Origin of the sequence: Alteromonas sp. PRIM-21 (assembly GCF_027563165.1) — a bacterium.
Classification (GTDB): domain Bacteria; phylum Pseudomonadota; class Gammaproteobacteria; order Enterobacterales; family Alteromonadaceae; genus Alteromonas; species Alteromonas macleodii_A.
Window position 1 is genome coordinate 33748 of sequence record NZ_JADOEK010000004.1, and the last position, 26217, is coordinate 59964.

The 26217-nt window shown below is 45.0% G+C and carries 21 protein-coding genes; 14 read left to right on the forward strand and 7 right to left on the reverse strand.

What is annotated here, in order from left to right; translation table 11 throughout:
* Window positions 1-141: 141 nt before the first annotated feature.
* Genes IW644_RS07990 through IW644_RS08010 form a run of 5 tightly spaced genes read left to right on the forward strand, consistent with a single transcriptional unit; the run spans window position 142 to window position 8352 of the window.
* Window positions 142-1596: a TolC family protein gene (locus tag IW644_RS07990; RefSeq protein WP_269917167.1), complete on the forward strand. Its 1455-nt coding sequence runs from the start codon at window positions 142-144 to the stop codon at window positions 1594-1596.
* Window positions 1593-3095 carry an efflux RND transporter periplasmic adaptor subunit gene (locus IW644_RS07995; RefSeq protein ID WP_269917168.1) on the forward strand — a complete coding sequence of 501 codons (1503 nt, stop codon included), beginning with the start codon at window positions 1593-1595 and terminating at the stop codon, window positions 3093-3095. Before IW644_RS07990 ends, IW644_RS07995 begins: the two co-directional genes overlap by 4 nt.
* Window positions 3085-6312 carry an efflux RND transporter permease subunit gene (locus tag IW644_RS08000; protein ID WP_269917169.1) on the forward strand — a complete coding sequence of 1076 codons (3228 nt, stop codon included), beginning with the start codon at window positions 3085-3087 and terminating at the stop codon, window positions 6310-6312. The genes IW644_RS07995 and IW644_RS08000 overlap by 11 nt, the downstream gene beginning before the upstream one ends.
* Window positions 6284-7024, forward strand: a complete 741-nt coding sequence (locus IW644_RS08005; RefSeq protein ID WP_269917170.1) for a response regulator transcription factor — start codon at window positions 6284-6286, stop codon at window positions 7022-7024. The genes IW644_RS08000 and IW644_RS08005 overlap by 29 nt, the downstream gene beginning before the upstream one ends.
* A complete protein-coding gene (locus IW644_RS08010; RefSeq protein ID WP_269917171.1) occupies window positions 7018-8352 on the forward strand; it encodes a sensor histidine kinase in 1335 nt (444 codons plus the stop codon). The genes IW644_RS08005 and IW644_RS08010 overlap by 7 nt, the downstream gene beginning before the upstream one ends.
* A gap of 157 nt (window positions 8353-8509) precedes the next feature.
* Here IW644_RS08010 and IW644_RS08015 read toward each other — a convergent pair whose 3' ends face one another.
* Window positions 8510-9112, reverse strand: a complete 603-nt coding sequence (locus IW644_RS08015) for a TIGR04211 family SH3 domain-containing protein (RefSeq protein ID WP_232091101.1) — start codon at window positions 9110-9112, stop codon at window positions 8510-8512.
* Window positions 9113-9284: 172 nt separating this feature from the next.
* On the opposite strand from IW644_RS08015, the gene IW644_RS08020 reads away from it, so the two are divergent.
* Both IW644_RS08020 and IW644_RS08025 read left to right on the forward strand, forming a co-directional pair.
* Complete coding sequence (locus IW644_RS08020) at window positions 9285-10790, forward strand: CYTH domain-containing protein (RefSeq protein ID WP_269917172.1); 1506 nt, start codon at window positions 9285-9287, stop codon at window positions 10788-10790.
* Window positions 10791-10849: 59 nt separating this feature from the next.
* The gene (locus IW644_RS08025; protein ID WP_269917173.1) at window positions 10850-11929 is read left to right on the forward strand and encodes a helix-turn-helix domain-containing protein; all 1080 of its coding nucleotides are present in this window, start codon (window positions 10850-10852) and stop codon (window positions 11927-11929) included.
* 28 nt (window positions 11930-11957) lie between these two features.
* Here IW644_RS08025 and mutH read toward each other — a convergent pair whose 3' ends face one another.
* Window positions 11958-12635, reverse strand: a complete 678-nt coding sequence (mutH, locus tag IW644_RS08030) for a DNA mismatch repair endonuclease MutH (RefSeq protein WP_179982303.1) — start codon at window positions 12633-12635, stop codon at window positions 11958-11960.
* 112 nt (window positions 12636-12747) lie between these two features.
* On the opposite strand from mutH, the gene rppH reads away from it, so the two are divergent.
* The 7 genes from rppH (at window position 12748) to IW644_RS08065 (ending at window position 20236) form a co-directional block, all read left to right on the forward strand.
* Window positions 12748-13290: an RNA pyrophosphohydrolase gene (rppH, locus tag IW644_RS08035; RefSeq protein WP_014948179.1), complete on the forward strand. Its 543-nt coding sequence runs from the start codon at window positions 12748-12750 to the stop codon at window positions 13288-13290.
* Between the two features lie 134 nt (window positions 13291-13424).
* Window positions 13425-15716 carry a phosphoenolpyruvate--protein phosphotransferase gene (gene ptsP, locus IW644_RS08040; protein ID WP_269917320.1) on the forward strand — a complete coding sequence of 764 codons (2292 nt, stop codon included), beginning with the start codon at window positions 13425-13427 and terminating at the stop codon, window positions 15714-15716.
* A 3-nt stretch (window positions 15717-15719) separates the two neighbouring features.
* On the forward strand, window positions 15720-16526 hold the full coding sequence (locus IW644_RS08045; RefSeq protein ID WP_269917174.1) for a sulfite exporter TauE/SafE family protein: 807 nt from the start codon (window positions 15720-15722) through the stop codon (window positions 16524-16526).
* A gap of 4 nt (window positions 16527-16530) precedes the next feature.
* Entirely contained in the window at window positions 16531-17343 is an 813-nt protein-coding gene (gene lgt, locus IW644_RS08050; RefSeq protein ID WP_179982305.1) for a prolipoprotein diacylglyceryl transferase, read from the forward strand.
* An 8-nt stretch (window positions 17344-17351) separates the two neighbouring features.
* On the forward strand, window positions 17352-18185 hold the full coding sequence (locus IW644_RS08055) for a thymidylate synthase (RefSeq protein WP_118490335.1): 834 nt from the start codon (window positions 17352-17354) through the stop codon (window positions 18183-18185).
* A gap of 9 nt (window positions 18186-18194) precedes the next feature.
* Complete coding sequence (locus IW644_RS08060; protein ID WP_269917175.1) at window positions 18195-19265, forward strand: response regulator; 1071 nt, start codon at window positions 18195-18197, stop codon at window positions 19263-19265.
* Window positions 19262-20236 carry a sensor domain-containing diguanylate cyclase gene (locus tag IW644_RS08065; RefSeq protein WP_269917176.1) on the forward strand — a complete coding sequence of 325 codons (975 nt, stop codon included), beginning with the start codon at window positions 19262-19264 and terminating at the stop codon, window positions 20234-20236. Before IW644_RS08060 ends, IW644_RS08065 begins: the two co-directional genes overlap by 4 nt.
* Window positions 20237-20246: 10 nt before the next feature.
* On the opposite strand, the gene IW644_RS08070 is transcribed toward IW644_RS08065, so the two are convergent.
* The 5 genes from IW644_RS08070 to rluA all read right to left on the reverse strand — a co-directional run bounded on the left by IW644_RS08070 (window position 20247) and on the right by rluA (window position 26192).
* Entirely contained in the window at window positions 20247-22424 is a 2178-nt protein-coding gene (locus IW644_RS08070) for a response regulator (protein ID WP_269917177.1), read from the reverse strand.
* A 104-nt stretch (window positions 22425-22528) separates the two neighbouring features.
* Window positions 22529-23875, reverse strand: coding sequence for an AmpG family muropeptide MFS transporter (locus tag IW644_RS08075; protein WP_269917178.1), 1347 nt, complete (start codon window positions 23873-23875; stop codon window positions 22529-22531).
* Between the two features lie 105 nt (window positions 23876-23980).
* Window positions 23981-24304, reverse strand: coding sequence for a hypothetical protein (locus IW644_RS08080; protein ID WP_179982310.1), 324 nt, complete (start codon window positions 24302-24304; stop codon window positions 23981-23983).
* Between the two features lie 142 nt (window positions 24305-24446).
* Complete coding sequence (locus IW644_RS08085; RefSeq protein WP_269917179.1) at window positions 24447-25334, reverse strand: DUF3530 family protein; 888 nt, start codon at window positions 25332-25334, stop codon at window positions 24447-24449.
* 141 nt (window positions 25335-25475) lie between these two features.
* The gene (rluA, locus tag IW644_RS08090; RefSeq protein WP_269917180.1) at window positions 25476-26192 is read right to left on the reverse strand and encodes a bifunctional tRNA pseudouridine(32) synthase/23S rRNA pseudouridine(746) synthase RluA; all 717 of its coding nucleotides are present in this window, start codon (window positions 26190-26192) and stop codon (window positions 25476-25478) included.
* Window positions 26193-26217 lie beyond the last annotated feature (25 nt).

Here is a 26217-nt window from a genome sequence, read left to right on the forward strand (position 1 = left end):
ATCTCTTTTTTTACCTTTCTCGGTTTTTTAAGCCTTAACCCTGCCTTAACCCCGCGTTTGAAATACTAGCGTCAGTTAATTTAAACAAGTTGCGTATAGGCCTTTAAAAGTAGGCTATGCGCCAAGCAATAGGCATAAATTATGGGCAAGGCAAAACTGACGGTAAACATTGTTACCCTTTGTATTTTATTGTCTGCATGCACAAGTACTGATGACAGAGCGTTGAGCGAATCTGCATCCCTAACAACGGGGAATGATGTTGTGTGGCAGTCGCAAGCGCAGCAGCAAGCTTCGGCGCAAACCCTAGTGTTAAATTCAGATACTGCGTTAACAGACGTCATAGACCTCAATCAGCTGCCGCACTTAGCAGACTTTATTGAAGAAGCTCTGTCTTCCAATGCAAACCTGCAGCAATCGCTTATTACACTTCGTAAAGCACAAGTTGCCATAGATAGCGCAAAAGCAGACAGAAACCTGAATGTTGACGCAAGCTTTTCGTCATCAAAAAGTGAAACTACAGGCAGCAGTTCATCTACTAGTACGGGCGCAAATACAGATACAAGTAGTCAGCTAAACAACCCAAGCTATAGCGCAAGTTTAAACGTTAGTTGGGAGCTGGATTTGTGGCAAAAAATTAGCGATGGCATAAGTGCCGCAAACCTCGATGCAGCAAGTGCCAGAGCCAGTTATCAATCGGCTAGAGACTCACTGGTAGCCAGCGTAATAAGAAGCTATATCGATGTGCTCACTCAACAGCAATTACTAAATATTGAACAGGCTCGGTTATCGGTACTAGAAAACAATGAAGCAGTAATTTTAATGCGTTATCGCACCGGACTAGGAAGCCTAGACGATTTAGATACCGCCCGTACAAGCAGCGCAAATACCCGTGCATCCATTGCTCAATATGAAAATGCACTGTTATCAGCAAAGCGCACATTGGCAGTGCTTCTAGGCAGGCAGGACCAATCTCTAAGCGAGCTTGATACGCAGGTAAATTTCCCAGATGTCTTATTGCCGCTTGCTAATTTGCCAAAACAAGACCTTGCCCGCAGGCCCGACCTTCAGGCGGCCTTCTATACGATACAAGCAACAGAGTTTGAAGTTGATGTGGCCTATAAAGCTTTGCTGCCTAGCATCAGTTTATCGGCATCGCTATCTGATGCAGCCTCTACACCCTCTCAAGCTTTGTTTGCAAACCCTGTATGGACATTGCTTGGACAGATGACGGCACCTCTTTTTCAGGGGGGCGCATTGAGGGCGCAAATTGAAGACGCAAAACTTACCGCAGCAAATGCTTGGTGGCAGTATCGCGAAACGCTATTAACTGCGGTGCAGGAAACCCAAAACGCACTAGATAGTGAGACTGCCTACAGCGCGCAAATTGGCCACACAAATGTGGCGCTCGCCAATGCAGAGAGAAGTGTAACTACCATTGAAGGTCAATATCGACAAGGCCTTGCTGATATCTTGGATTTACTTTCTGTGTATGACACGCGCTTTGACTTACAAGCGCAAGCTGTTGAACTTCACGCCCAAAAATTACAAAACCGAATTGACTTAGGCCTAGCCCTTGGCCTTGGAGTGTCACAATGAGAAACAAACGAATTATTGTAACCTTAATTGCGGCTGCGAGTATTGCGCTGGCAGTCATGTATACCATGATGAATATGGGGGCTCAGCACCCTGGCGCTCGGCCGCAGGGGGCGCCTAAGTCAGCGCCACCGTCTTCGCAAATACCCGATGATGCTGAACAATTAAAAGGTGGCGCTGCTGCAATGAGGCCGATAGGCGATGAAAAACCTCCCAAAGGAGAACTGGCTGAAAGCGCTATGCGTCGCCCACCAAGAGAAAGCGATACTGAAGTAGCCAACGAAGCAAGTGAAAGGCTATCTGCAGATAGCACTACTTATCGCACCCAAAAAGACGAGCAAAGTGCTGATTCTCAACTGGCTCAAGTAGGGGTTATCAACGTAACCACCGACAGCTATAGGGCCAAAGTGAAGGGGTATGGTCAGGTTGTTCCTCAGGATAGCTTGAGCTTAGTCGCACAGGTTAGCGGACAAGTTACCCACGTATCGCCAGCTTTTAAGACGGGCGCGCTAGTTGAAAGTGACACAATTTTAGCGCGCATTGATGACACCAGCTATCAGCAGGCTTTAGCAAGTGCTAATGCGACTTATCAAGCCGCTATAGTAAGCCTAGAAGAAGAGCGCTTACAGGGGACACAAGCTAAAGACGAGTGGACACGTTCAGGGCTTGACGGTGAGCCATTATCCGCATTGGTATTAAGAAAACCACAGCTAGAAGCTGCGCAAGCAACCTTGGATGAAGCCGAGCAGACGGTAAACTCGGCGAAGCGAGACTTAGCTTTTACAGCATTACGTTCACCCTTTAATGCTGTGGTGGTTAGCCGTGATATAGCGTTGGGAAGCTTTGTTCAGGCCGGCAGTGCTGTCGCAACACTTTATTCTACTGATGCTGCCGAAATTGCTATAGGGCTTTCTCCAAGCCAATGGACTCAGCTACCTTCGGTTTCTGGAGCACAGCTATCTAATGATACACCTCTCAATTGGTCGGTAACGCTTACCGATACCACCACAGGTAATAAATGGGGTGCCAATATCGTTCGCGCCGAATGGCATCAAAGCGATACAACGCGCCAGCGCAACGCTATTGCGGTTATTGAAAATCCATTAGACCAAGCAACCCCTCTTTTATTTGGTAGCTTTGTACAGGCAGAAATTGAAGGAAGACAGCTCGAAAATGTATGGAAGCTGCCGGCTTCTGCCATTTCACAAAAACAAGAAGTATGGTTGGTGATGCCGGCCACCGGGCAACTAGCGAAGTTTACTCCCTCAGTGCTTTTTGAAAGCGATGGCTATGCCTACATCACTCCACCTAAGGCAAGTGATATTAAGGGCAATATTGCAAGTGAGTCTTGGGGCAATGCGGGCAGTGAAGCCGAGCCAGAACCTGAAAGCGAAGTACGCCAAGCGATGGTCGTTGCGCGCCCCCTAAACAGTTACCTCATCAACACGAAAGTTAAGCCTGTTGTAGAAGGGCAAACGGGAGGGCAAGCCAATGACCAATAATCGAAATGGAGGGCCTTTCGACGAGGGTGATAATCGCAACGGACGCGAGCATAGCAAAAATAATCCTCGAGGAATTATCGCTTGGTTCGCGCAAAACTCGGTGGCGGCCAACTTACTGATGGTCAGTCTTATCGTACTGGGTTTGGTGTCCATGAACGATATACGTAAAGAGGCGTTTCCCAGTATGGAGCCTCGCTTCGTGACCATTTCAATGACATATGACAGCGGTGACCCCAAGCAAGCCGAAGAAGGGATTGCCATAAAAATTGAAACCGCGCTAGAGGCCATTCCCGGTATTAAGCGAATCACGTCTACCTCAAACGCCAGCGGTGCGAGTGTGCAGGTGGAAAAGGAAACCGAATACGATCTAGACACGCTTTTCAACGACATCAAAACCGAAGTAGATAGTATTTCTAACTTCCCGTCGGATGCAGAGAACCCAGTTATTAGCAAAGCGCGTAGGCAAGAACATGCTATTTGGGTGCAGCTTTTTGGCGATGTCGACCATGCTACGCTTCAGTACCTAGGTGAGCAATTAGAGCGAGACTTGCTGGCAAAAGACGACATTAGAGAAGTCAGCGCGGGTAGTTTTGTTGACCCCATGATGTCTATTGAAATAGACGAGGGTAAGCTTCAGGCCTATGGTTTAACGCTATCTGATGTGGCAGATGCGGTAAACCAGGAGTCTAATACCGCCCTTACAACCAGTTTGCGTAACAAAGAAAAAGTGATTCGTTTAAAAGCTTCTGAGCAGTCTTATTGGGCGAAAGATTTTGCTGACATTCCCCTTATTACCGATACCAGTGGCGTAATACTTTCCGTTGGCGATGTGGCGACGGTACGCGATATGTTTGCCGATGACAGCTACCACTTGGCCCGTTACAACGGAACCAATGGATATGGTATTCAGGTGCTTATGGATGAATACGGTGATGTAACGAAAATGGTGCAGCAGGCTCACGAGGTAGTGGATGCGTGGCATGATAAAGGTTTACTACCTCAAGGTGTCGAACTCGAAACCTGGTATGACAAAAGCACGCTTATTACCGAGCGCTTGGAATTGCTTACCAGTAACGCACTAATGGGTATTGTGTTGGTGTTTGTCACCCTTGCTGTGTTTCTTAATTTACGTGTGGCATTTTGGGTGGCGGCTGGCTTGCCGTTTATTTTCTTCGGCACTTTGTACTTCATGACCGATAGCTACACGGGCATGACGTTAAACGAGATGACCACGTTCGGCTTCATAATGGCCCTCGGCATTGTAGTGGACGATGCTGTAGTCGTTGGAGAGAGCGTGTACGCCACGCGAAAACAGCACGGCGATACGCTTCAAAACACTATTTTAGGTACACATAAAGTAGCGGTGCCCACACTGTTTGGGGTGTTGACCACGGTAGCAACCTTCTTCGCGCTATCGAACGTATCGGGCGGCTTAGGTACCTTGTACTCGCAGTTTGGCACTATCGTTACTTTGTGTTTACTGCTGTCGGTAGTGGAGTCGAAGTTAATTTTGCCTTCGCATTTAGCCCATTTGCCAACCAAACAGAAAACCCGAAAGGGGATAGGCGGCCTGTGGAATAAAGTGCAGCAAAAAGCAGATGGTGGACTTCAATGGTTTAACTACCGAGTCTATCAACGCTTGTTGAAAGTCACTGTAGCCTACCGCTATGCAGCCGTTTTATTGTTTATCGCGCTATTTATCTTCGTAGTTAGTTTACCGCTAACGGGTGCAGTACGAGTAAGCTTTTTCCCCAGTATGCAAGGTGATACTGTTTCGGCCAATATGTCGCTTTATAGCGATGCTAGCTACGGGCAAAACGAACGCAACTTAATGCTGCTAGAGAAAAATGCGCTTGAAGCAGATCGCCAACTAACTCAAGAAAACGGCGCAGATGAAAGCGGTATTAGTAGTTTACAGGTGACGGCAAGTGGTGATCAAAGCGGCACAATCACTATTTCCCTTGATGAAGACTCGCCTTATTCGTTAGATGAACTCTCTTCACGCTGGAATGCCTTAACTGGCAGCTTAGAAGGCGTAAAAAGCTTAAAAATACGCTCTCGACGAGAAATGGTCGACGGGTTCAACGTTGAAATTAAAAGCATCAACGATGATACGCTAACAGCCGCCAACGATGCTTTTGTTGAGGCGCTTAACAATATTGATGGCGTATATGCCGTAGAAAGTTCGCTTACACCCGGCGAAGCCATGATGCGCTTTGAACTTACCCCTGAAGGACGAGCTTTGGGGTTAAATACGCAAAGTTTGTCACAGCAACTTCTAAAAGCATTCGGCGGCGAAATTGTTCAGCGCTATTTGCGAGATAAAAATGAAGTAAAAGTGAGGGTGCGTTACCCAGAAAAAGATAGGATGAATCCGTCAGATGTAATGAATACCCAGGTGCGCCTAGACGATGGCACAGTGGTACCACTTTCTGTAGTGGCGAATGTTATTCAAGATGTACAAGAAAAACAGGTTGTACGTATTGATGGATTGCGTGCCCTGACAGTAAGTGCGTCGGTGGATAGCGATGTTATTACTTCTACAGAGTTGGTTAACTATCTTAATAGCGAGTTTGTACCTCAGTTGGAACGCCAATACCAAGACTTATCGCTTTACTTTGCCGGTGAGGCTGAACAACAAGCGGAAACACAAAGCTCAATGCAGAGCGTGTTCATTTTGGCTTTGCTGTCTATATTTGCATTATTAGCGATACCACTTAAATCCTATGTGCAGCCGCTTATTATCATGACTGCAATTCCCTTTGGTATTGTGGGAGCCATTATCGGACACTGGTCAAATGGCCTTATGATAAGCCTACTTTCGTTAAACGGCATATTGGCGCTTAGCGGCGTGGTAGTTAACGATAGCTTGTTATTGGTCTCGCGATTTAATGCTTTACGTGAGAATGGTATGCCTGCGAATGCAGCGGTTGTTGAAGCATGCACCAGTCGCTTACGTGCTGTGCTTTTAACGTCAATTACTACCTTTGTAGGTTTATATCCCATATTGGGGGAAACCTCGGTACAGGCGCAGTTTCTAATTCCGGCAGCGGCGTCTTTGGGTTACGGTATTTTGTTTGCCACCCTTATCACGCTTTTATTAATTCCAGCATTACTGTTAATTTATGAAGATGTAAGCCGTTTAATGGCAAGATATTTCGTTAAACCCTTAACGGAGAATACGGTTAATGATCCGCGTGTTACTAGTGGAAGATGATATGGGCCTTGCGGGCAATATTATCGACTATTTAGAACTTGAAGATATGGTATGTGACCACGCCGCTAATGGCGTGGCAGCACTAACGTTTATTCAAAATAATCCGTATGACGTTGTGGTCTTAGATATCAATTTACCAAGGCTTGATGGCTTAACCGTATGCGAAAAAGTACGTGGTGACGGCAACGATACACCTATTATCATGCTTACCGCCCGAGACCAGCTAGAAAATAAGCTCGAAGGGTTTCAAAAGGGGGCTGATGATTATTTAGTAAAGCCCTTTGATATGCCTGAACTCGTAGCACGAGTGTCAGTGTTGGCGCATAGGCGCTCATCGCAAGTGAAGAGGCTAAACTTCGGCAATGTAAGTTTAGAATTAGGAGACGAGTTGGCAAGTGTTGATAGCACGCCTATTAAGCTAAGTCCTACGGGCTTTACCCTGCTAAAAACCTTATTGCAGCAACAAGGAAAAGTTATGCCTCGACAGCGGTTACTTGATGCGGTGTGGGGAGAAGACACGCCCGAGAGTAATGCGCTAAAAGTTCACCTTCACAATTTGCGCAAATCACTCGTTCAAGCTAACGCAAACATAGAAATTAAAGCTGTACCGGGCGCAGGTTTTTGCGTTGCCTTGAAAGTTGATCAAATGGCAAATGAGGGCTTGGGTAACACTTTATCGCCAAACAAAAATAAGGACACTGACCAATGGTAAACGGCCTTCGCATTAGCTTAAGGCGCTATGTCTTATGGTCGTTACTGAGTTTAGCTACCATAGTCATTGTGCTTTTTTCTATACAGAGCAGCGATAGCTTTTTCGATGGTATGGACGGCATGCTGAGAAATACCATGGTTCGAGCGGCACAAAGTGCAGAGCTTGATAACAGTAATCATGCGCAAATCCTAGATTTACATGTATACGCAAATTACGATGATTTGCCCGATGAAATAAAACAGAGCTTTCCTCAAGATAGTTTCACACCATTTGCTTTGAAAAAAAACATAAATAAACCTAACTGGCTTACCCGCCCGACTTGGGCACATTTTGCTTTAATGGTTACTTTAGGCAATGGTGAAACGCGTTACGTATCGCAAACCTTTAGGGCACCGCCTCCTGAGGATTATAAAAAATTCCGCATTAACCATGTTGTTTACAGCGCGGCAGTCGGGGTTATCGCGCTTATTTCGTTTTCTGTCGCGCTTCTATTTTTAATGCGCAGCGTATCCCGCCCCATAGAGTCATTACAGTGCTGGGCTGCCTCTCTTGATGAGAAAGAGCTCGATAAGCCTATCCCTGAGTTTCGCTACAAAGAGCTTAACGCGCTTGCGGCGATAATTCACGGTAGCTTGCAGAACGTACGCACTACGCTTAACCGAGAGCGGGAGTTTGTTAATCACGCCAGCCATGAGCTAAGAACGCCCATTGCCGTTATTAGAAGCAGTGCGGCTTTGCTGCATAGAGTGATAGATAGTGGGAATACCAAAGGCAACAACGCTCTAGCGCGGGTGGATCACGCCTCAAAAACCATGGCGGATTTGACCGAAACTTTACTTTGGCTAGGAAGAAATGAAGAGACTGCGCTGCCTAAAGAGAACGTTGATTTAAAAGCCATGGTTGAGGCGCTTAGCCAAGACTTAATGTATTTGCTTTCAGGGAAGGACGTAAACGTACAGCTAGACTTGAGCGAATGTGCATTGTTGCTACCAAAAACAGCAAGCGAAATAGTGATAGGCAACGTGATTCGAAATGCTTACCAACATACCCAACAAGGCAATGTTGCAATCACACTTTCAGGTGCAACGCTTACTGTACTTAACGAAGAAGAAGGTTTAGAGCAAGGCGAAAATGCCTCGCTATCGATTACGCCTAATAGTGGGTTAGATGGCGGTTTTGGGATAGGTTTAAAGCTTATTGATAAGCTATGTGCGAAGCTAGAATGGGGATATTCACACAAAAAAATTATTACACAGGATACTCAGGGCGGCCTCGGTGGGATGGACTCTTCGGCGAAAGGATATAGCGTTGTTCTTACACTTAAATAATCAGACACAGGGTAAGTACGTATAAGTTAATACACTATTATTGCTGCCCTATTCGTAGAAATATTGTACTAAACCTTCCAAAGGCACCTACAAAAAACGCCGATGTTTAACATCGGCGTTTTTTTGTCTGTTTAAGCGCTCATTTTAAATGCTAACACTACATCCATTCGCTGTTTCTACGCTTGCGTTTAGGAAGGTAAGTGAGCATTACACCAAGCAATATCCCCACGCCTGCAACTATGCCACCGCGCGTAAACCAAGTAACAAGCTCGTCTTTATTCGCGCTTTCAACCTTTGCCGTTAAACGAATAATTTGAGACGCTTGCTCGTCGTTTGTGGTGGTAAGTTTAGACACCTTTTGGCGAGCATCGTTAAGCTGCTGACGAAGTTTGGCATTTTCTGATTGTGCCGCTTGCAGACTACTTTGGCTCTCAGCAAGCTTCTCACTAACAATTGGCAACTGCTCAGCTTGCGACATAGTATTAGACACAAACTTACTTTCAACCCAGCCTTTACGCCCTTCATCGTCGGTAATTTGCGTGAATTCAGCATCATTGTCGCGGGAGAGCACCGTAATAGGTGTGCCAGCTTCAATTGAACCCAGAATGCGATAGTTACGACCAGGTCCAGTATGCATAAAGATAAACAAGTCATCTCTTATATAGTGCGAAGAAGACGCTTCTAAATCAGCGGTATCTTGTAGCGAAAATGCTTGAAAAGAGCATGCAATAAGGGCTGCTGCTAACCACTTTCGAATCATATGAAGTCCAATTTTAGAATTTAAAACGTGAAGATGGTATTGGTTGACCGCGATAAAGGCAAGTTTGTTCCACTTTTGTCTAATTTAAGCGACTTCTTTAACAGCAGCAACATTGCGAAAAGTGAACGACAAAGGTAAGGTGTCAGCATCATAAGCTGTGCTTAGCGCAACCATGTCAGAAATAGAATTAAAATTTGTAACGGGTGACAATGCTCACCAGGCGTTTACCCAACGCGTACTCCCTCTTTTTGAAAAACACAATATCCAGGTTAATTCTCATCGCGAAATGCGCTTAGAGAATGACTATTACGATACGGATAAGCTCGATTTTCAAAACAACAAAATGGGCTTTCGGGTTCGTGGTAATAATGGCGAGTACGAACAAACGTTAAAAACCAACGGTGTAGTAAGCGGTGGCTTGCACAAGCGCATGGAGTATAACGTAAGTCTTGATAACGCAAGACCGGATCTCACGTTGTTCGAGTCAAATGTATGGCCTGAAGGTTGGGACATCGCAACTAAGAATGCGAGTCTTTCTAAACAATTTAGTACACACTTTACGCGCAATGCCTATGTGGTTGCTTTAGGCGATAGCCTAGTTGAAATTGTCTTAGACTGCGGTGAAGCTAGTACGGATAAAGCCAGCTCCCCCATCAATGAGATTGAGCTTGAATTGATGTCAGGGGAGATCAACAGTCTGTTTTCTCTCGCTGTACTAATAAACGACAACATGCCGGTGCGTCTAAGTGATGTGTCAAAAGCCGCTCAGGGCTATCAGTTGTTACACGGCTTTAACGCTAAAGTTCGCCACCTACCAGACTTTCTAGCCCTTGAAGAGACCACCACCACAGAAGAGGCATTCGGCCAAGCAGTGCAAACCGCTCTGGCACATTGGCAGCATCACGAGCATGTATTCTGCGAAAGTGGCTCGATAAAAATGCTGGCTGAGGTTGCTAAAAGCGTTAGGTTGCTGCTTCAGAGTGTGTCGCTTTATCTACCCGTATTGCAGTGCCCAGAGCTGTTAGCCTTGCACAAAAAACTGGTAACCCATGCGCAAAAGTGGGGCTGGCAAGACGATTTACAAAGTTTGCGCTACTTGCTGTCTAAAAAGAGCATGTTTAACAAAACATTAAGCAAACACCCAGCGGTAGTAAGCTACCTGCAAGGGCGCCAAACAGGTTTGATGCAAGCCCATGAGCCTGAAAAGCTATTTTTCGACAATGACGCTACAGACATTAAGATTCACGCTATAAGCCTTATACAAAATAAGCCTTGGCAAAAGGTAGCGACGGGGTTTGATCACCCTGTACTTGACCATGCAAAAGGGTGGTTATCGCAAGGGTGGCAAACCGTGCAGCAAAGTATGCCCCTCAGTAAAACCATGGGGCCAGCTAATTACAGCGCAGTGGAAATAATGCTAAGACAAACCCTGTGGAGTGGTTTTTTACTTGGTGACTTGTTTGTTGAAGAGCGGGGTAACTTTCGTGCGCCTTGGTTAGACTTACTTACCGGCATTGATGAATTAAACGCATTGCTCATGCTGAAACAATCAATAGACGATGCGGAAGTTGACTCTCATGATGAGGTACGCAAATGGACAGCAGAGAAGCTCAGTACGTTAATTCGAATTATGGAGCGAACGCGCACTGTGGCTATGCAACGTGAAATCTATTGGTAACCCGTGCCGATGGACACGTATTGCGTTAGCAAATTTTATCTCAGGGAAGGAGGGCGCTGATGACTTCAAGCTACTATGATTATTTTCTTTATTCGCTACTAGGCGTTTATGTTTTCTGTTTTGCGCGTCTGTTCGTTCAGAAAGTAAATTTAACAAGCATGCGCTGGCTAGTGGGTGCCTTTATCTGCTGGCCACTATTTATGCTAGATGAATGGCTGCGAATAGCACAAGCGAGCTCACTAGCAGGTTTGTATGGTTTATCAGACGTATTCGCGGTTATCGCAATCACTTGTTGTTATCGTGCCATAAAGCCCATGTTATTGGCTTATCCCACGGCAAGAAAGCGGCTATGGTGGCCTGCTGTGGTAACGGCAATTTTCCAGTGCACAGTGCTATTGATACCGATAGATGACAAACAACAATGGCTTTCGTCTTCGCCGAACGGCGAGCCTTTACTGTTATGGCCAGCCTATTTTGCCTCGCTTTTAACAGGCTTTAGTGTATTGCTTATTGGTATTCTTATTACCGAACACATTCAGATGTATCACAGACATTTACCTGAGCAGGCAGTAGACATTAAAAATTTAAAAATGCCTAAGCTTGCCGGAGTAATGGGAAGTTTGGTCGGTGTTGCCTTTATGAGTATTTTACTTGTTACCGCCGCAACTTTTGGCTTTTTCCCCGTACCTTTTTGGGAAAGCTTTCATCACTTAATGATTGGTTGCGCCCTGTTAGTTGTGTTGTTTTCACTTACTTTTATCCGCCGAACAGCGCCGTCGCCATTGAACTACGAGCGACTGGATGAAGGTAAAGCTACACCCTATGAGATAAGCAATATTATTTCTAAAGCAGAGCGCTATACCATTGAGTCAAAAGCCTATAAAACCCGATTCCTTACGCTTAGTGAGTTTTGCAAAGGGGCTGATATCGACCCTACATCTTTGGCTATCGCGCTTCAGCTTACTGAAAAGAAGAACTTTAGGCGGTTTATATTCCACTACCGCTTGGAATATGCGAAAAAAGTGTTGCTCCATAGCGATGCCAAATTAGAAGCTGTGGCAAAACGGCTTGGCGTTAATTCAGAAAAGTTCTTAAGCGAATACCTCGTTAAGCATCTGAATGCTGCTCCTACCAAGTGAAAAATACTTTTATATCGTCCCGCATCCTTTAAACACCAAATGCATTGCGCAGTATTTGGTGGGTGAAGGTTTTGCGCAAGTAAAAGCCTCTAGGGCGAGTTTTAATACGCTGGCCCTCTGGTCCTAATGCGTCGGTAAGCACCTTGCCGTTAGCTGCTTTGGGGCGAATATGAAGTGCCTCGCCTTGCCGAGAAGTAATAGATTCCACCTGTCCCGTAGCAATTTGTTCTACCAATTCTTCCCAGTCGTGTCTTAGCATTGCGTCTTCATGCTCATTGGGACGCCAGTAAAAACCAGTAGCCACCCGACGATGAGCTAAAGGAATGGCTCTGTCGCCTTCAATGGGTAGCCACAACACCTGCTGTAGCTTGTTTCGCACATTTGATGTTTCCCACGTGATACCCGGCGCCATTAATAGGGGCGCAAAACAAACATAGGTGGTTTCCAGTGGGGAAAAATTAGCATCGATGGGTATGGTTTTAAGCTCTATGCCTAACTCGGGGAAGTCCTGCTGAGGCTTTGAACCTGCACTCGCGCCAAGCCATTTCTCAATAAGCATGCCCGGCCACCCTTTGTGGCGCTGTAAATTGGCAGGAATGGCAACATTGGCCATGTCAGCCAATTCTCCTAAGGTTAAACCTGCAATGGCGTGACATCGCGCCAAAAGGCTGTCTGGCGAAGATGGAGGCGATGAAGGAGGTTGCATAAAGGTGGTTAATTTCCTGTTTAAAAGCGAAGGCGAACATTAAGACTATGATTGGAGCATAGTTTGTGGAAGAATGAAAACATATACAAGTATAGTGTGCCCGGGAGTCTATGTGATAGATGCCGATGGATTCCGTGCGAATGTGGGCATAGTGATTTGCAACAAAATGGGTCAAGTATTTTGGGCAAGACGTTATGGCCAACATTCATGGCAGTTCCCTCAAGGCGGAATTGATGAAGGGGAATCTGCTGAACAAGCTATGTACCGCGAGCTTCACGAAGAAGTAGGGCTGACACCGAAAGATGTCACCATTTTAAGTGTTACCCGTAACTGGCTTAGATATAAGCTACCAAAGCGATTAATTCGACAAGGCAGCAACCCTGTTTGTATAGGGCAAAAACAAAAATGGTTCTTGTTGCAGCTAGATTGCAACGAGCGCGATGTTAATGTGCTTAAAACAGGCCATCCTGAATTTGATGACTGGAGGTGGGTAAGTTACTGGTATCCGATTAGAAATGTTGTATCGTTCAAGCGAGATGTATACAGACGAGTAATGAAAGAGTTCTCGCCTGTAGTTATGTCTGCGCAACATCGACCTCAACAGCGCCAAAATGCAGCCCCGCATAAGCGCGGTAAAAAGCGTAGGCGCGGTTAAGCCGCTAATGGGAAAAGTGTGCAAGGTGGCGAGATGGTGAAAGTGTCAAAAGTAGCGATATGCAATAGTAAGCGACGAGCAAACTGCGATTACACAAGGAAAAACCAGTGAGCCCTCAGAGCCAACAAGGCGCAATGTTAACAACATTAAAACGTATCGTGCAGGAAATGAATCAAATTCCTGCACTCGATACCGCTTTGTTTAGGCTAGCTTCACGTGTAAAGCATACTCTTAGTGTTGACTCGTGCTCTATTTACCTTGCCGATTACGATACGCAAGAATTCATCCTCAAAGCCACTGACGGCCTTCACCCCGATGCGGTAGAACAAGTTCGCATTGGTTTTTCGGAAGGCCTTATCGGTTTAGTTGGTCAACGGGAAGAACCGCTAAATATCGTAAACGCACACAACCACCCTAGATTCAAACACTACCCTGAAGTAAAAGAAGAAAAGTATAATGCTTTTTTAGGTACGCCCATTATCAATCAAAGGCGTGTACTGGGTGTTATCACACTTCAGCAATCTCAGATGCGACGCTTTAGCGAAGATGAAGAAGCGTTTTTAGTTACCCTCGCTGCACAGTTAGCGCTAGAGATCACCAATGCCGATATACGTGGCGCATTAACGTTATCAAACTCTAACGACAATACGGCACGGCAAAAAAACGTTCGTGGTATTGCTGGCTCGCCTGGTTTAGCTATAGGTAAAGGGGTCTCACCCGATAAGTCTATCAACCTCAAAAACTGGGTGGTTAAGCGCACTCAATCACCACAAACGCAAATTCAGCTTTACCGTAAAGGTGTTGAGGTAACACGAGGCCATGTTGACGCACTATCTCAGCGATTAGATGACGGTATTCCCGACGACGTTAAGTCAATTTTCCAGCTCTATCATCACCTTTTAGATGCCAATAGTTTAGGGCGTGAGGTAGAAGAAAAAATTCGCCAAGGTTGGGACGCTGCCTCGTCGTTGAAAATGGTGGTCGAAAGCTACGCTGCACGTTTTCAGGCTATGGACGACCCTTACATGCAAGAGCGTGCTATTGATATTGTCGATTTATCAGACCGTATCTTAGCCAATATTTTGTATGAAGCGAATGGACAAAAAGTGTCTGAGCAGGTTATTACTGAGGCCAGTATTTTGGTCGCTGATGAAGTGTCAGCCCCCATGCTTGCTGAGTTTCCGCGAGATAAGCTCAAAGGCATTATCTCCATTCGAGGCTCGAACAACTCTCACGCAGCCATATTAGCAAGGGCTATGGGCGTGCCTGCCGTAATGGGCTGTCAAAACGTTACACCAGCGCTACTTGAAGACAAAGAAATTCTGCTTGATGGCTACTCTGGGGAAGTCATTGTTTCTCCAGAACGCAATATTAAGACTGAGTTTATTCAGCTTATTGAAGAAGAGTCTGCCATTGCAGAGAAAATTGACGCAGAGGCAGATAAACCGTGTGAAAGCGTTGATGGTTGCAGAATGTCCTTATACATCAACGCGGGCCTTTCTGCTGAAGTAGAACTTAACGCCGAGCAGATTGGGGCAGGCGTGGGTTTATATCGCACCGAAATCCCCTTTATGCTGCGCGAGCGATTCCCTTCGGAGCAAGAGCAGGTAAAGCTGTATCGCCAAGTCCTTGAGGCTGTACCGTCATTACCCATCACCATGCGTACTTTGGATGTGGGAGGAGATAAGCCGCTACCCTATTTTCCTATTAACGAAGAGAATCCGTTTTTAGGCTGGCGAGGTATTCGACTTACCCTTGATCACCCCGAAATATTCTTGGTTCAAGTTCGCGCTATGCTTCGGGCAAGCGTCGGGCTAAGCAATCTGCAAATTATGCTGCCCATGATATCTACAGTATCTGAAGTGCAGGAGTCTAAGCGTCTTATCAATCAGGCGTTTTATGAGATATCTGACGAAATTGCAGAATCAGGGCAAACTCTGAATAAGCCAAAATTAGGCATTATGCTTGAAGTGCCATCGGTACTTTATCAATTACCTCAGCTGGCCAAGCATGTTGATTTCTTTTCAGTTGGCAGTAATGACTTGACCCAGTACCTATTGGCAGTCGATAGAAACAATACGCGGGTGGCGGGGCTTTACAATAGCTATCATCCGGCCGTATTAGGGGCACTTTACGATGTGGTTCAAAAAGCTAACCAAAATCAAGTGCCTGTGACTATCTGCGGAGAAATCGCAGGGGAACCCGCGGGAGCGCTGCTGCTAATGGGGATGGGTTACCGCCGTTTGAGTATGAATGGTTTCAACTTAAGAAAGATAAACTGGCTTATTCGTAAAGTAACGCTTGATGAGTGTAAGCAGTTACTTGCATTAGCGCTAACCTCTGTTAGCCAAGACGAAGTTTTTGTGCACTTGAATCAGTATCTTGAAACTAAGGGCCTAGGAGGCCTTATCCGAGCAGGTGCTTAAAAAATGGAACCACTCGTTGTAATTGTTGCCAGCTGTCTTATCTTAGGTTCTATTGTTGGTATTCTTGCGGGTATGTTGGGTATCGGTGGCGGCTTAATTATCGTACCCGCGCTGTCGTACCTAATGATTCACTTTCTGGGCATGACCACCGAAACGGTTATGCCTGTCGCTATCGCAACTTCTTTATCTACCATTATTTTCACGGGTATGTCGTCGGCTTTAGCACATTATAAACTGGGTAATATTCAGCGTCATATAGTGCTTTATACAGGGCTAGGGATTGCGCTTGGTGCAATTGTCGGTGCGCAGGTAGCAAGTCATATCTCGGGCGAAGTGCTTAAAGATGTGTTCGCCGTACTGGTTATATTGATAGCGCTGCAAATGATTTTTGGCAAACAAAAAGCGTCTGAGAACGAAGCCTCTAAAGGTTCGTTAGCCGCTGTTGGCGGTGGAGCAGGTATGCTAAGTGCGCTAATGGGGATCGGCGGTGGCGCATTACTTGTACCCGCTTTAGTGTGGTTTCGTGTTAATGTACGCGCGGCTATAGGTTGTGCTGCTTTTTGCGGGCTAGTTATTGCCGTTTTTGGTACCACCAGTTTTGTTATCGCTGGGTGGGGTGAGATAGATGTACCAGAATACAGTATGGGTTATGTTTATCTGCCTGCTACAGCTGGTATTGTTGCAACCTCTATGTTTACCGCAAACATAGGAGCGAAGCTTGGACAGCGCGTTAATATACGTGTGTTAAAAGCGATGTTGGCATGTTTACTTGTTTTAGTAAGCATTAGAATGATTTTAGGAATTGAATAATATAATGGAACAGAGCAGTTATCTGGTATTTCCCAGTATCGACCCCGTTATCTTCAGTGTCGGTCCATTAAGTGTCCGTTGGTACGGCTTAATGTATTTGGTAGGTTTTATTGCAGCTTATTTGTTAGCACAAAAGCGCCTATCTCAAACCAGCTGGAGCCGTGAGCAGTTAAGTGACCTACTTTTCTGGAGCTTTGTGGGCGTGATTTTGGGTGGTCGCATTGGCTATGTGTTTTTCTACCAGTTTGGCATGTTCTTAGATGACCCTCTGTATCTATTTAAAATTTGGGCGGGTGGAATGTCTTTCCACGGCGGCTTGTTAGGGGTGTTAGCAGCCCTGTTTTGGCGCGCAAAGTGTATGAATACTACCTTCTTACGTTTAGGGGATTTCGTTGCACCACTTGTGCCCATTGGTTTGGGGGCTGGGCGAATCGGCAATTTCCTAAACGCAGAACTATGGGGGCGCACCACGGACGTACCTTGGGCTGTTATTTTTCCTAACGCAGGTTATGTGCCTCGCCACCCGTCACAGCTTTACGAGTTTGCGCTAGAGGGCGTGCTGCTCTTTATTATCCTATGGCTTTATTCTGCCAAGAAGCGCCCAGTAGGGGCGGTGAGTGGCTTATTCTTGCTCGGTTACGGTAGCTTTAGGTTTATCGTTGAGTACTTCAGAGAGCCTGATGCTCATATTGGCTTATACCAAATGGGCCTAAGCCAGGGGCAACTTCTTTGTTTACCTATGATAGCTTTAGGAATAGGATTAATAGTCCGTGCATACATGCGCGGAAAAGACCGTGTTGAACAACAAAAAATATAAGAATAACGATGAAAGAATATCTCGCACTAATGCGCCATGTACGTGATACGGGTGTGAAAAAGGAAGATCGAACTGGTACAGGTACCTTAAGTGTATTCGGCTATCAGATGCGTTTTAATCTACAGGAAGGTTTCCCTTTGGTGACAACAAAAAAATGTCACCTAAAATCAATCATTCACGAACTACTTTGGTTCTTAAAAGGCGAAACAAATATTGCCTATTTAAAAGAGCATGGCGTAAAAATTTGGGATGAATGGGCTACCGATGAAGGCGAGCTTGGCCCTGTTTATGGCCATCAATGGCGTAGTTGGGATCGCGGTGACGGTACCTCCGTTGACCAAATTGCCGAAGTGGTAGAGCAAATTAAAAATAACCCTGATTCACGTCGTCTTATCGTTAGCGGCTGGAACCCAGCGGTATTGCCTGATACTAGCTATTCACCAAAAGAAAATGCGGCAATGGGCAAGCAGGCGTTACCTCCCTGCCATACGCTTTTTCAGTTTTACGTTTTAGAAGGCAAGCTAAGCTGCCAGCTTTACCAACGTAGCGGTGATATCTTTCTTGGCGTTCCGTTTAACATTGCAAGCTACGCACTGCTTACCATGATGATTGCACAAGTGTGTGACTTAGAGCCGGGTGATTTTATCCATACGCTAGGTGATGCACACTTGTATTCAAATCACCTTGAGCAGGTAGAGCTTCAGCTTAGTCGCGAACCTTTTGCCCGTCCAACGATGGAAATTAACCCAGATATTAAAGATATCTTTGGTTTTTCCTACGAAGACTTCACGCTAAAGAATTATCAGTCACACCCGCATATTAAAGCCCCTGTCGCTATTTAAGGAGTTACCATGAGTACTCCAATATTGATTTGCGATGACTCGGGCTTCGCAAGGCGACAAATGGCGCGCAGTTTACCCGATGGGTGGGATGTAGATGTCTCGTTTGCCGAAAATGGTGAACAAGCCCTAGCTCTTATCAAAGAAGGTAAGGGCGACGTGGTCTTTCTCGATTTAAACATGCCGGTAATGGATGGCTACCAAACTATGGAAGCCATACGTCAACAGGACTTGCCGTGCTTAGTGGTGGTAGTGTCTGGTGATGTTCAGGCGCAAGCGCGGGAAAAAATGCTTGCCCTTGGTGCTTTAGATTTCATTCGAAAGCCAATTGATAATGAAAAGCTCAGTCATATCTTATCTTCCTACGGTATTTATAGTGGTGAGAGCCATTCATCAGGAGCTAGTTTACAAAAGGCGCAGGGACAAAGTGAGTCAAGTGCGCCTAAAGCCAAGGGCCCAACGAGTAACGAAGAGCAGTTAGATGCATGCCGTGAAATGGTCAATATCGCCATGGGGCGCGCGGGAGAAAATCTAGCCCAGCTGCTAGGTGAGTTTATTGACTTACCCATACCCAATGTTAACTTAATTGAAAGCAACGAACTGTCTATGGCGATTGCCGAGATTAATCGTAATGACAGCGTTTCTGCGGTTTCAAAAGGGTTTATTAGCGAGGGTATAAGTGGTGAAGCCCTAGTTATTTTCAACGATACAAATACGCAAAACATTGTTGAGCTGTTGAAATACCCATCGTCTGCCTCATCAGATAAACTTGCCCTAGAAGCCCTTATGGACGTATCGAATATTCTAATAGGTGCTTGTTTAAATGGCTTGTCAGAACAGCTCAATGTTGCTTTTAGTCATACGCATCCTATCTTACTCGGGCAGCACCAAGGCTTATCAACGCTTTTAAGTGATAACGTACAGCGCTGGGGGAAATTAATGGCTATTGAGATTGGCTATGCAATAAAGTCGAGAGATATTTCCTTTGACCTTCTATTGTTGTTCCCTGGTGATGCTATGAGTCACATTTATGCGCGGCTGTTCGATGATGGCTTTATAAAACAAGACAAGGAAAGTCTATGAATGCTTCAACTGGTACACTCGCAGCAGAAACCCTCGTTAGTTCATCTCACGTACCTGCAGAATTACTCGACTCAATTGAAGTAGGCGTTGCGGTAATTGATCGCAACTTCAACGTGCAGGTCTGGAATAAATTTCTTGAGAACCATAGCGCAAAAAAAGCAAACGCTATTATTGGAACTAGCTTGTTTTCTCACTTTCCAGAAATAGAAGAGAAGTGGCTCAGGACCAAAATTGACCCTGTATTTAATTTAAAAAGCCCAGTGTTTATCATTTGGGAGCAGCGTCCTTACTTATTAAAATTCGATTGTAATCGTCCGGTTACTTGCGCCGCAGAGTTTATGTACCAAAACGTGACCATGTTCCCTATCGTAGATAAAAGCGGGCGAGTAGAGCGGTTTTGTATGCTGGTTTACGATGTTACCGAACAGGCCCTGGGTAAATTAGGGATGGAGCATCTTAACGAAGAGTTGAAAACGGCAAGCCGGGTCGATGGGCTTACTGGGCTATTTAACCGTCGCTATTGGCAAGAGCGCTTTGATGAAATGCACAAGTTATGCGTTCGCAGAGAAAAGCCGAGTACTGCACTTATGCTTGATATCGATCATTTTAAGCGGGTTAATGATACCTATGGCCACCAAGCTGGCGACAAAGTTATAAAAATGCTTGCTGCTTTGATTAAACGTTGTGTGCGGGAAACCGACCTTGCTGGGCGTTATGGCGGTGAGGAATTTGCTATTATCCTAAACGATTCAACGGTAGACGATGCAAAAGCGGTTGCCGAGCGTATTCGTCAATTTGCACAGCGTTTAGTGGTTGAGCATGAGGGCGAATCAATAAACTTCACTGTAAGCATTGGTCTTGCTCAGTTCTCTCCCGACTTTAAGGAACCGATGGCATGGCTTGAATGTGCTGACCAAGCGCTTTATCAGGCAAAAGAAAACGGTCGAAACCAGTACTGTATCTACACTTAAAAAAGACTTGTTAAGAAAGCGCTAGCCGCAAGGTATTCTTAAGTTCTTGGTATGTAACAGGTTTCACGAGATGATATCGAATACCGGCCCGTAGTGAAGCCTCTTTATCGTTTCTATGGGCGTTAGCGGTAAGCGCAATAATGGGCAGGTTAGGGTGGCCCTCTTTTATAATATTAGCCACTTCTAAGCCATTGATATCAGGCAGATTAATATCAAGTAATATACAGTCAAAGGCGGTCTCATTTACTCTGCCTATTGCATCGTCGCCCGTGTAGCATACGGTGACATCGTGCCCCATACTTTGTAGCATGTATTCCACCATTTCTGCATTTATTGGCTCATCCTCTACCACTAGAATGTTTGCTTTGGTCAACGCTTTGATGGCCTTTGTGTTATTCCCTGAAAGCTGATGTATGGCGTCTACAAACCGGTTTCTGTCGATGGGCTTAACAAAGCTCTGAAATATAGGCAGTTCACTTTTGGCGATAATATTGGCGATATCCGGCGTTGCAGACAACACGATAACCGGCGGCACGCGCTCCCCGTAAATGGCTTTTAGTGTTTTAACCAATTCAAGACCATTCATTCCTGGCATATAGAGATCGGCGATGATACCGGAGAATTGAAGCAATTCATCGTGAAGGTTTAAAAGGTTGGCACCAGATGAGAATGTGCGAACGCTAAAGCCTTCTTTTGTGACAATAGACTGTAGGTGTAGCCTTGATATTTCTAAATCATCGACGATAGCAAACTTGGCACTAGAAGGCGTCGATGTTACTGATGGCGAGTCTTCTAGGGGCGTAATTGGCAGTGATATATTGAACTCGGACCCGACGCCTACTGTACTATTTACCTGTAACGTACCGCCAAGTTTATCAATACTGCGTTTGGCAACCGATAGCCCAATTCCCGCCCCTGGGTAGCGCTGACTTTGCGAGTGCTCCCCTCTATAAAAGCGCTCGAACATGCGTTTTTGGGTTTGTTCATCAATACCAATACCCGTGTCGTTAATAATGATTACTAGAAAGACTTTTTTGTTTTTAACCAGCGTTGTAACGGTCACGTCAATTAATCCCGTTGAAGTAAATTTCACGGCATTATCGAGAATATTCACTATGACTTTGGAAAGGGCCATAGCGTCGGTTTCAGCATAACTTGGCACGCTATGACTGCAATGCATGTTAAGTTCGAGTTTTTTATCTTTCACTCTTACCGAAAAAGGCGAGATGCATTCGTCTAACAGACTTATCAAGTCTACCTTTGAAAGCTGTAGGTCATCCTCTACATGATTATTGAGTATATCCGTAAGGTTGCTGGTTAGATTAAGCAGTCTATAGCTTGATTGCTCAGCTTGCTGGATTAACCGGGTACGCTGGTCTTCCAAATTGGGAATAAGCTCTAAGGCACTTATTATGGCGCTGATCGGCGCTCGAAACTCATGGCTGATAAGCTTTAAAAATTCTTTGTTCTGTAAGTCTTGACCATAATCAGCTACAGCAAGCCGTACATTCGACTTGTGGAGCTTTCGCAGAGGTTTCTTGGGTGAGCTTTTACTAACAAGCCAGGCACCAAGATACCAAAGAACCATAACAACCGTGCCAAATAAAGTAGTTAGCAACATCTTTTCACGCAGTCCTTGAACTCGGAGTAACACCGCGTTTTCTTCTGCTTGTAAGGTGCTTAGAAGAGGAAGAAGGCTAAAGCCATCATCGATATAGAGCGTCATTTCAGTAGGGGAGAGCGCCATAAGCGTGTAAAGCAATATTCGCGTTGTTTTGGCGCTTTCTTCGGCTGTGGCTCTATTTAAGCCTTTATATGCCTTTGTAAACTCTTCTTTAGAAACAGGGGCTAGATTGTCGCTGACCCTCCACCTGTCTTCTACATATCGATTTAACCCTTGGTACGTTACCTGTAACTGATGGGCTAAAGCGGTATGAGTGCCATTATTGCTTTGAGTTTGGCTGTTGAACTGGTGTATTCGATATTCAGCGGTAATTATACTGTCTTCTAAATCACTCTTTTGCTTAAGGCTAGTAATGAAAGACTGCTGTTTGGTGTTTAACACAAGCAAGATTGAAATAATAATGGCAGCGAAAAACATAGCCGTGGCGTTTACTTTTGAAAAGGTAAAAGCGCTGGATACCAATGATGACTTGCGTTGCGGTGGATCAGCCTTGTTTGCGCTCAAATTTCTTCCTTGCAAGAGTTTGCATTAACTACCTTCTTTAAATGTAGGCAACTAATGCAAACTTGCAAGGTCACTAAATGTAGACTGCAACAGAGTGTAAAAATTTATGGCGCTTCGACGCGCTTTATGTGATCTCTTATGGAATATAAAAAGCAAAGGCTAGGGACCACCATGACAGCGGTCAAAATGAAAAACAAACTCCAGTTTCCATTGAGGCTATCGACAACTAAACCACTGCTAGAAGCAACCAATGTTCGTCCTGCAACACTTAGTGAGGCCATAAGCGCATATTGTGTTGCGCTAAAAGCGCGGTTACATAAAAGCGATATAAAGGCGACCATAGCAACTGTGCTCCATGCCCCGGTAAAACCATCGACAATTACAGTGATGGCCAACAGTGAAGTTGAAGGTCCAGTCTGTGCGATAAGTGCAAAAAGAAGGTTTGAAGCCGCCATGGCGACGCCAGCAATCATTAGCCCTCGGTAAATGCCATAGCGGATATTTACTAACCCGCCAAGTAAAGAGAATATAATGGTCACCCACCAGTTAAGTAACTTTGAGTAAGTGGCGATATCGCTATTTGAAAATCCAACTTCTTTATAGAAGACGATGCTCATACGACCTAAAAACGCTTCACCAATTTTAAAAAGAAAAATAAACAGTAAGAATGAAGCGGCCAGCTTGATGCCATTGCGGTTAAAGAACTCCGAAAATGGTGTTATGAGCGTTGTTCTTACCCAGTTAATCACTGCAGAGTTGTTTGCGTTTACATCCGTTACTTGCTCAAGCAAAGCTTCCCTATTAACTGCGGGTTCATTAGCAAACCAGGTAGCTATTGCCAAAGAGGCCATGATAGCGCCAAGTAATAAGTAAATATTTGGCCAAGTCCAGGAAGTGAGGTCTGCTAAGAAAAAAGGGATAGCGCCAAGGCCACCGTAGCCCGTCCACCATCCAGCTGTTGCTACTGAGGAAGCAGCAGACATACCATCTTTATCTTCTTTTTCAATGCAATCAATACGAAAGCCATCAATAGCAATATCTTGGGTGGCAGAAGCAATGGCAATGAGTAAACCAATTAAGGCTACGTAGAATAGGTCTTGGTTTGCGGTCAGTTGGGACATCGCCAGACACAGTGAAGCAACAACGCTTTGCATCAAAAAGATCCAACCGCGTCGTTGTCCTAGCAACGGCGGCTTAAGCTTATCGACAAGGGGCGACCATAAAAAATTAAATGAATAGGTGGCGAAGATGATACCGAAAAGGCCAATAGCCGAACGCGATAAACCTTCATCTTTTAGCCAAGCCGATAACACTGAACCAATCATGATCCAAGGAAAACCACTGGAAATGCCAAATAGAAAAATCGTTAGGTAGCGTTTGTCGTTGAACGTTTTTAATGCAGTAAGCAATACTTCGGCCTTCAGCGGTAACTCAAAAGTATATTGAGCCACGAACCACTGTGTTTAGCAATAAAACTGTGAAGGCGATATTAATAATTTAGAGGTAAGCAAGAGATACTAATAATATAGGGTGAGCCGCCGTAAAGTGAACCCTGTTCACGGGCGAATACCAACACAGTCTAAAGGGCAATGTCCCAAACCTTCCAGAAAGTTAACGCAGTTTGTTAACTCATCAACAAGAAACTGGTCTTTTGTCAGTTTATCTTCATTCCAGTAATGCACTTGATGAAGCAAATGCCAAAAAACACGCTCTTTTTGCGTATATGGCTGGGTTAATGTGCATTCAATTTGCCCCCATTCTTCCATACTATCCCAAAAGAATAGCTCGATCTCCTCGATAGGAAGCTCTCCCTGCCAAAATGCTCTCAAATAGAAACACAGCTGTTTCGCTTTGTTATCTACAAAATTCTGAACATTCACAAGTCACTCAACCGTCGTTGTTTGCTAAAAATAGTATAGCCCATTACATGATTACCATTGACTTCTACACCCCATTATTCGTATGAATATAGGTAGGTAACTGTTTTGGGTAATGATTTAGCCTAATCCTAAGATAGAGGAATTACCAGCCTAGATGTCTGGTCCAGCCTATGATGCTATTTGCAACTATATGAATGTTTGGGGTTTTGTTGATTTCTTTTATACTAAAGGTTAAAGAATTATTTGGCAGGTGGACTTGTCTATAGTGCAACTTTAGTTCGTTTTTTGCACGAACTTTTCTTTTCATTGTGGTGCTTGCTTCCCAGTCGTTAAAGTTTATTAAAGACAAGTCAAGAATGGGAAAGCTGGCTTTCGCGATAGTATCAATCACTAAGTTATTTGTCTTTTCTTGTGGCCAAAATGGCGATATAGCGACAAATGAATCTGGTTGTAAACCAGGCTGCATTTCGACTGCAGACAAGTAGGCCGTTGCAAGCATTCCTTGCGCAATCACCATGCGGTATCCCGTTCTATCTTGCAAATAATTATCTAAAGCACTGAGTTGCAGCGTTAGTGCCGTCGTCGTTGATTCAAAGTCAAGGTACTGAGTAAGTTGATCACTTCTAGGGTGGATGATTGATTCGCTATCCATCGATGATGATGCGCTTTCTGCTTGCGCTTCACTGGTTTGTTCTTCAGTAGTTAGCACTGATGGTGAGTTTGGCGACAAATTAAATGGGCTGATAACTACGTTCCATCCTTTCTCAGCAAGCATACTCGCTAAGCTGTTACCTTGAGCAAGAGTAAGACTAGATGGAAAGGGTTCAGTGAGTACGACTGCAACACCTAAAGGGAGCGGAGTTTGTGCCTCGATGACAATAACAGGGGCTTTCTCTTCGCCAACCATTAACGCGTCCACTTCTCCGGGCAAATAGGCATTACTTACATCTGTGAAAAAATCACAATGAGCCGTTACAGGCAGCAGCAAGACGATAACTGCAAATGTTATAAGAAGAGCGTGCCTTTTCATAAAAAACGGTTTGCCTTTACCTATTGTTGATTTGCGCGGTCACGGAAGCATCAAATCAATTCATACACCAAGTATTCTACGAAGGTTATCGGCAGTACCTTTTAAAACTGAAATGAAGTCTATAGATAAAATAGAGCAGCACTACTCAATAGTTTCAGAAAGGGCTTTGGGTTGGTACTGGCTAAAAGGGATAGGGATGTGAAAATGCTGCCAATGCCCGAATGTAGGATGGGAAAAGCTTAAGCTTTCTGCATGTAGCTGTAAGCGAGAGGCCATAGATAACGCTTCTTCATGGGCATAAAGTCTGTCACCTAAAATAGGATGGCCTAAAGCAAGCATATGCACGCGCAATTGGTGAGAGCGACCTGTGATGGGGTATAGGGCAACTAAAGAGTAGGGCAAACCTTTTTCATCATGGGAACGCTCGACAACGTCAAAATGCGTTACTGCTTTCTTACCGCGCTCGAAGTCTACCATTTGCTTCGGTCTGTTCGGCCAATCGCAAATAAGGGGTAAATTAACCTCTCCACTGTCTTGTGCTACATGACCATGTACTCGGGCAAAATAGCGCTTTTTAGTTTGTCGAAGCTCAAATTGTTTTGATATATGGCGATGACTCTCTTTATTCAGTGCCAGCACTAAGATACCCGATGTCGCCATATCTAGCCGATGAACTACCGTGGCAGTGGGGTATACACAATTAACCCGGCTAATGAGCGAGTCTCGGTGCTCTAAGGCCTTACCCGGCACGCTTAATAGCCCGCTAGGCTTGTGCGCTACCAGCATGTCCTCATCTTGATAAAGGATATCAAGATAAGGCGTCATAGGCGGGTTATAAACAAAACTCGGGTTTGGCATTATGTACTCGTTACTTCAACGTTGT

Coding starts and splice junctions, on each gene's coding strand:
- IW644_RS07990 (WP_269917167.1), top strand. CDS start 142: ATGGGCAAGGCAAAACTGACGGTAAACATTGTTACCCTTTGTATTTTA.
- IW644_RS07995 (WP_269917168.1), top strand. CDS start 1,593: ATGAGAAACAAACGAATTATTGTAACCTTAATTGCGGCTGCGAGTATT.
- IW644_RS08000 (WP_269917169.1), top strand. CDS start 3,085: ATGACCAATAATCGAAATGGAGGGCCTTTCGACGAGGGTGATAATCGC.
- IW644_RS08005 (WP_269917170.1), top strand. CDS start 6,284: ATGATCCGCGTGTTACTAGTGGAAGATGATATGGGCCTTGCGGGCAAT.
- IW644_RS08010 (WP_269917171.1), top strand. CDS start 7,018: ATGGTAAACGGCCTTCGCATTAGCTTAAGGCGCTATGTCTTATGGTCG.
- IW644_RS08015 (WP_232091101.1), bottom strand. CDS start 9,112: ATGATTCGAAAGTGGTTAGCAGCAGCCCTTATTGCATGCTCTTTTCAA.
- IW644_RS08020 (WP_269917172.1), top strand. CDS start 9,285: ATGTCAGAAATAGAATTAAAATTTGTAACGGGTGACAATGCTCACCAG.
- IW644_RS08025 (WP_269917173.1), top strand. CDS start 10,850: ATGACTTCAAGCTACTATGATTATTTTCTTTATTCGCTACTAGGCGTT.
- mutH (WP_179982303.1), bottom strand. CDS start 12,635: ATGCAACCTCCTTCATCGCCTCCATCTTCGCCAGACAGCCTTTTGGCG.
- ptsP (WP_269917320.1), top strand. CDS start 13,425: ATGTTAACAACATTAAAACGTATCGTGCAGGAAATGAATCAAATTCCT.
- IW644_RS08045 (WP_269917174.1), top strand. CDS start 15,720: ATGGAACCACTCGTTGTAATTGTTGCCAGCTGTCTTATCTTAGGTTCT.
- lgt (WP_179982305.1), top strand. CDS start 16,531: ATGGAACAGAGCAGTTATCTGGTATTTCCCAGTATCGACCCCGTTATC.
- IW644_RS08055 (WP_118490335.1), top strand. CDS start 17,352: ATGAAAGAATATCTCGCACTAATGCGCCATGTACGTGATACGGGTGTG.
- IW644_RS08060 (WP_269917175.1), top strand. CDS start 18,195: ATGAGTACTCCAATATTGATTTGCGATGACTCGGGCTTCGCAAGGCGA.
- IW644_RS08065 (WP_269917176.1), top strand. CDS start 19,262: ATGAATGCTTCAACTGGTACACTCGCAGCAGAAACCCTCGTTAGTTCA.
- IW644_RS08085 (WP_269917179.1), bottom strand. CDS start 25,334: ATGAAAAGGCACGCTCTTCTTATAACATTTGCAGTTATCGTCTTGCTG.
- rluA (WP_269917180.1), bottom strand. CDS start 26,192: ATGCCAAACCCGAGTTTTGTTTATAACCCGCCTATGACGCCTTATCTT.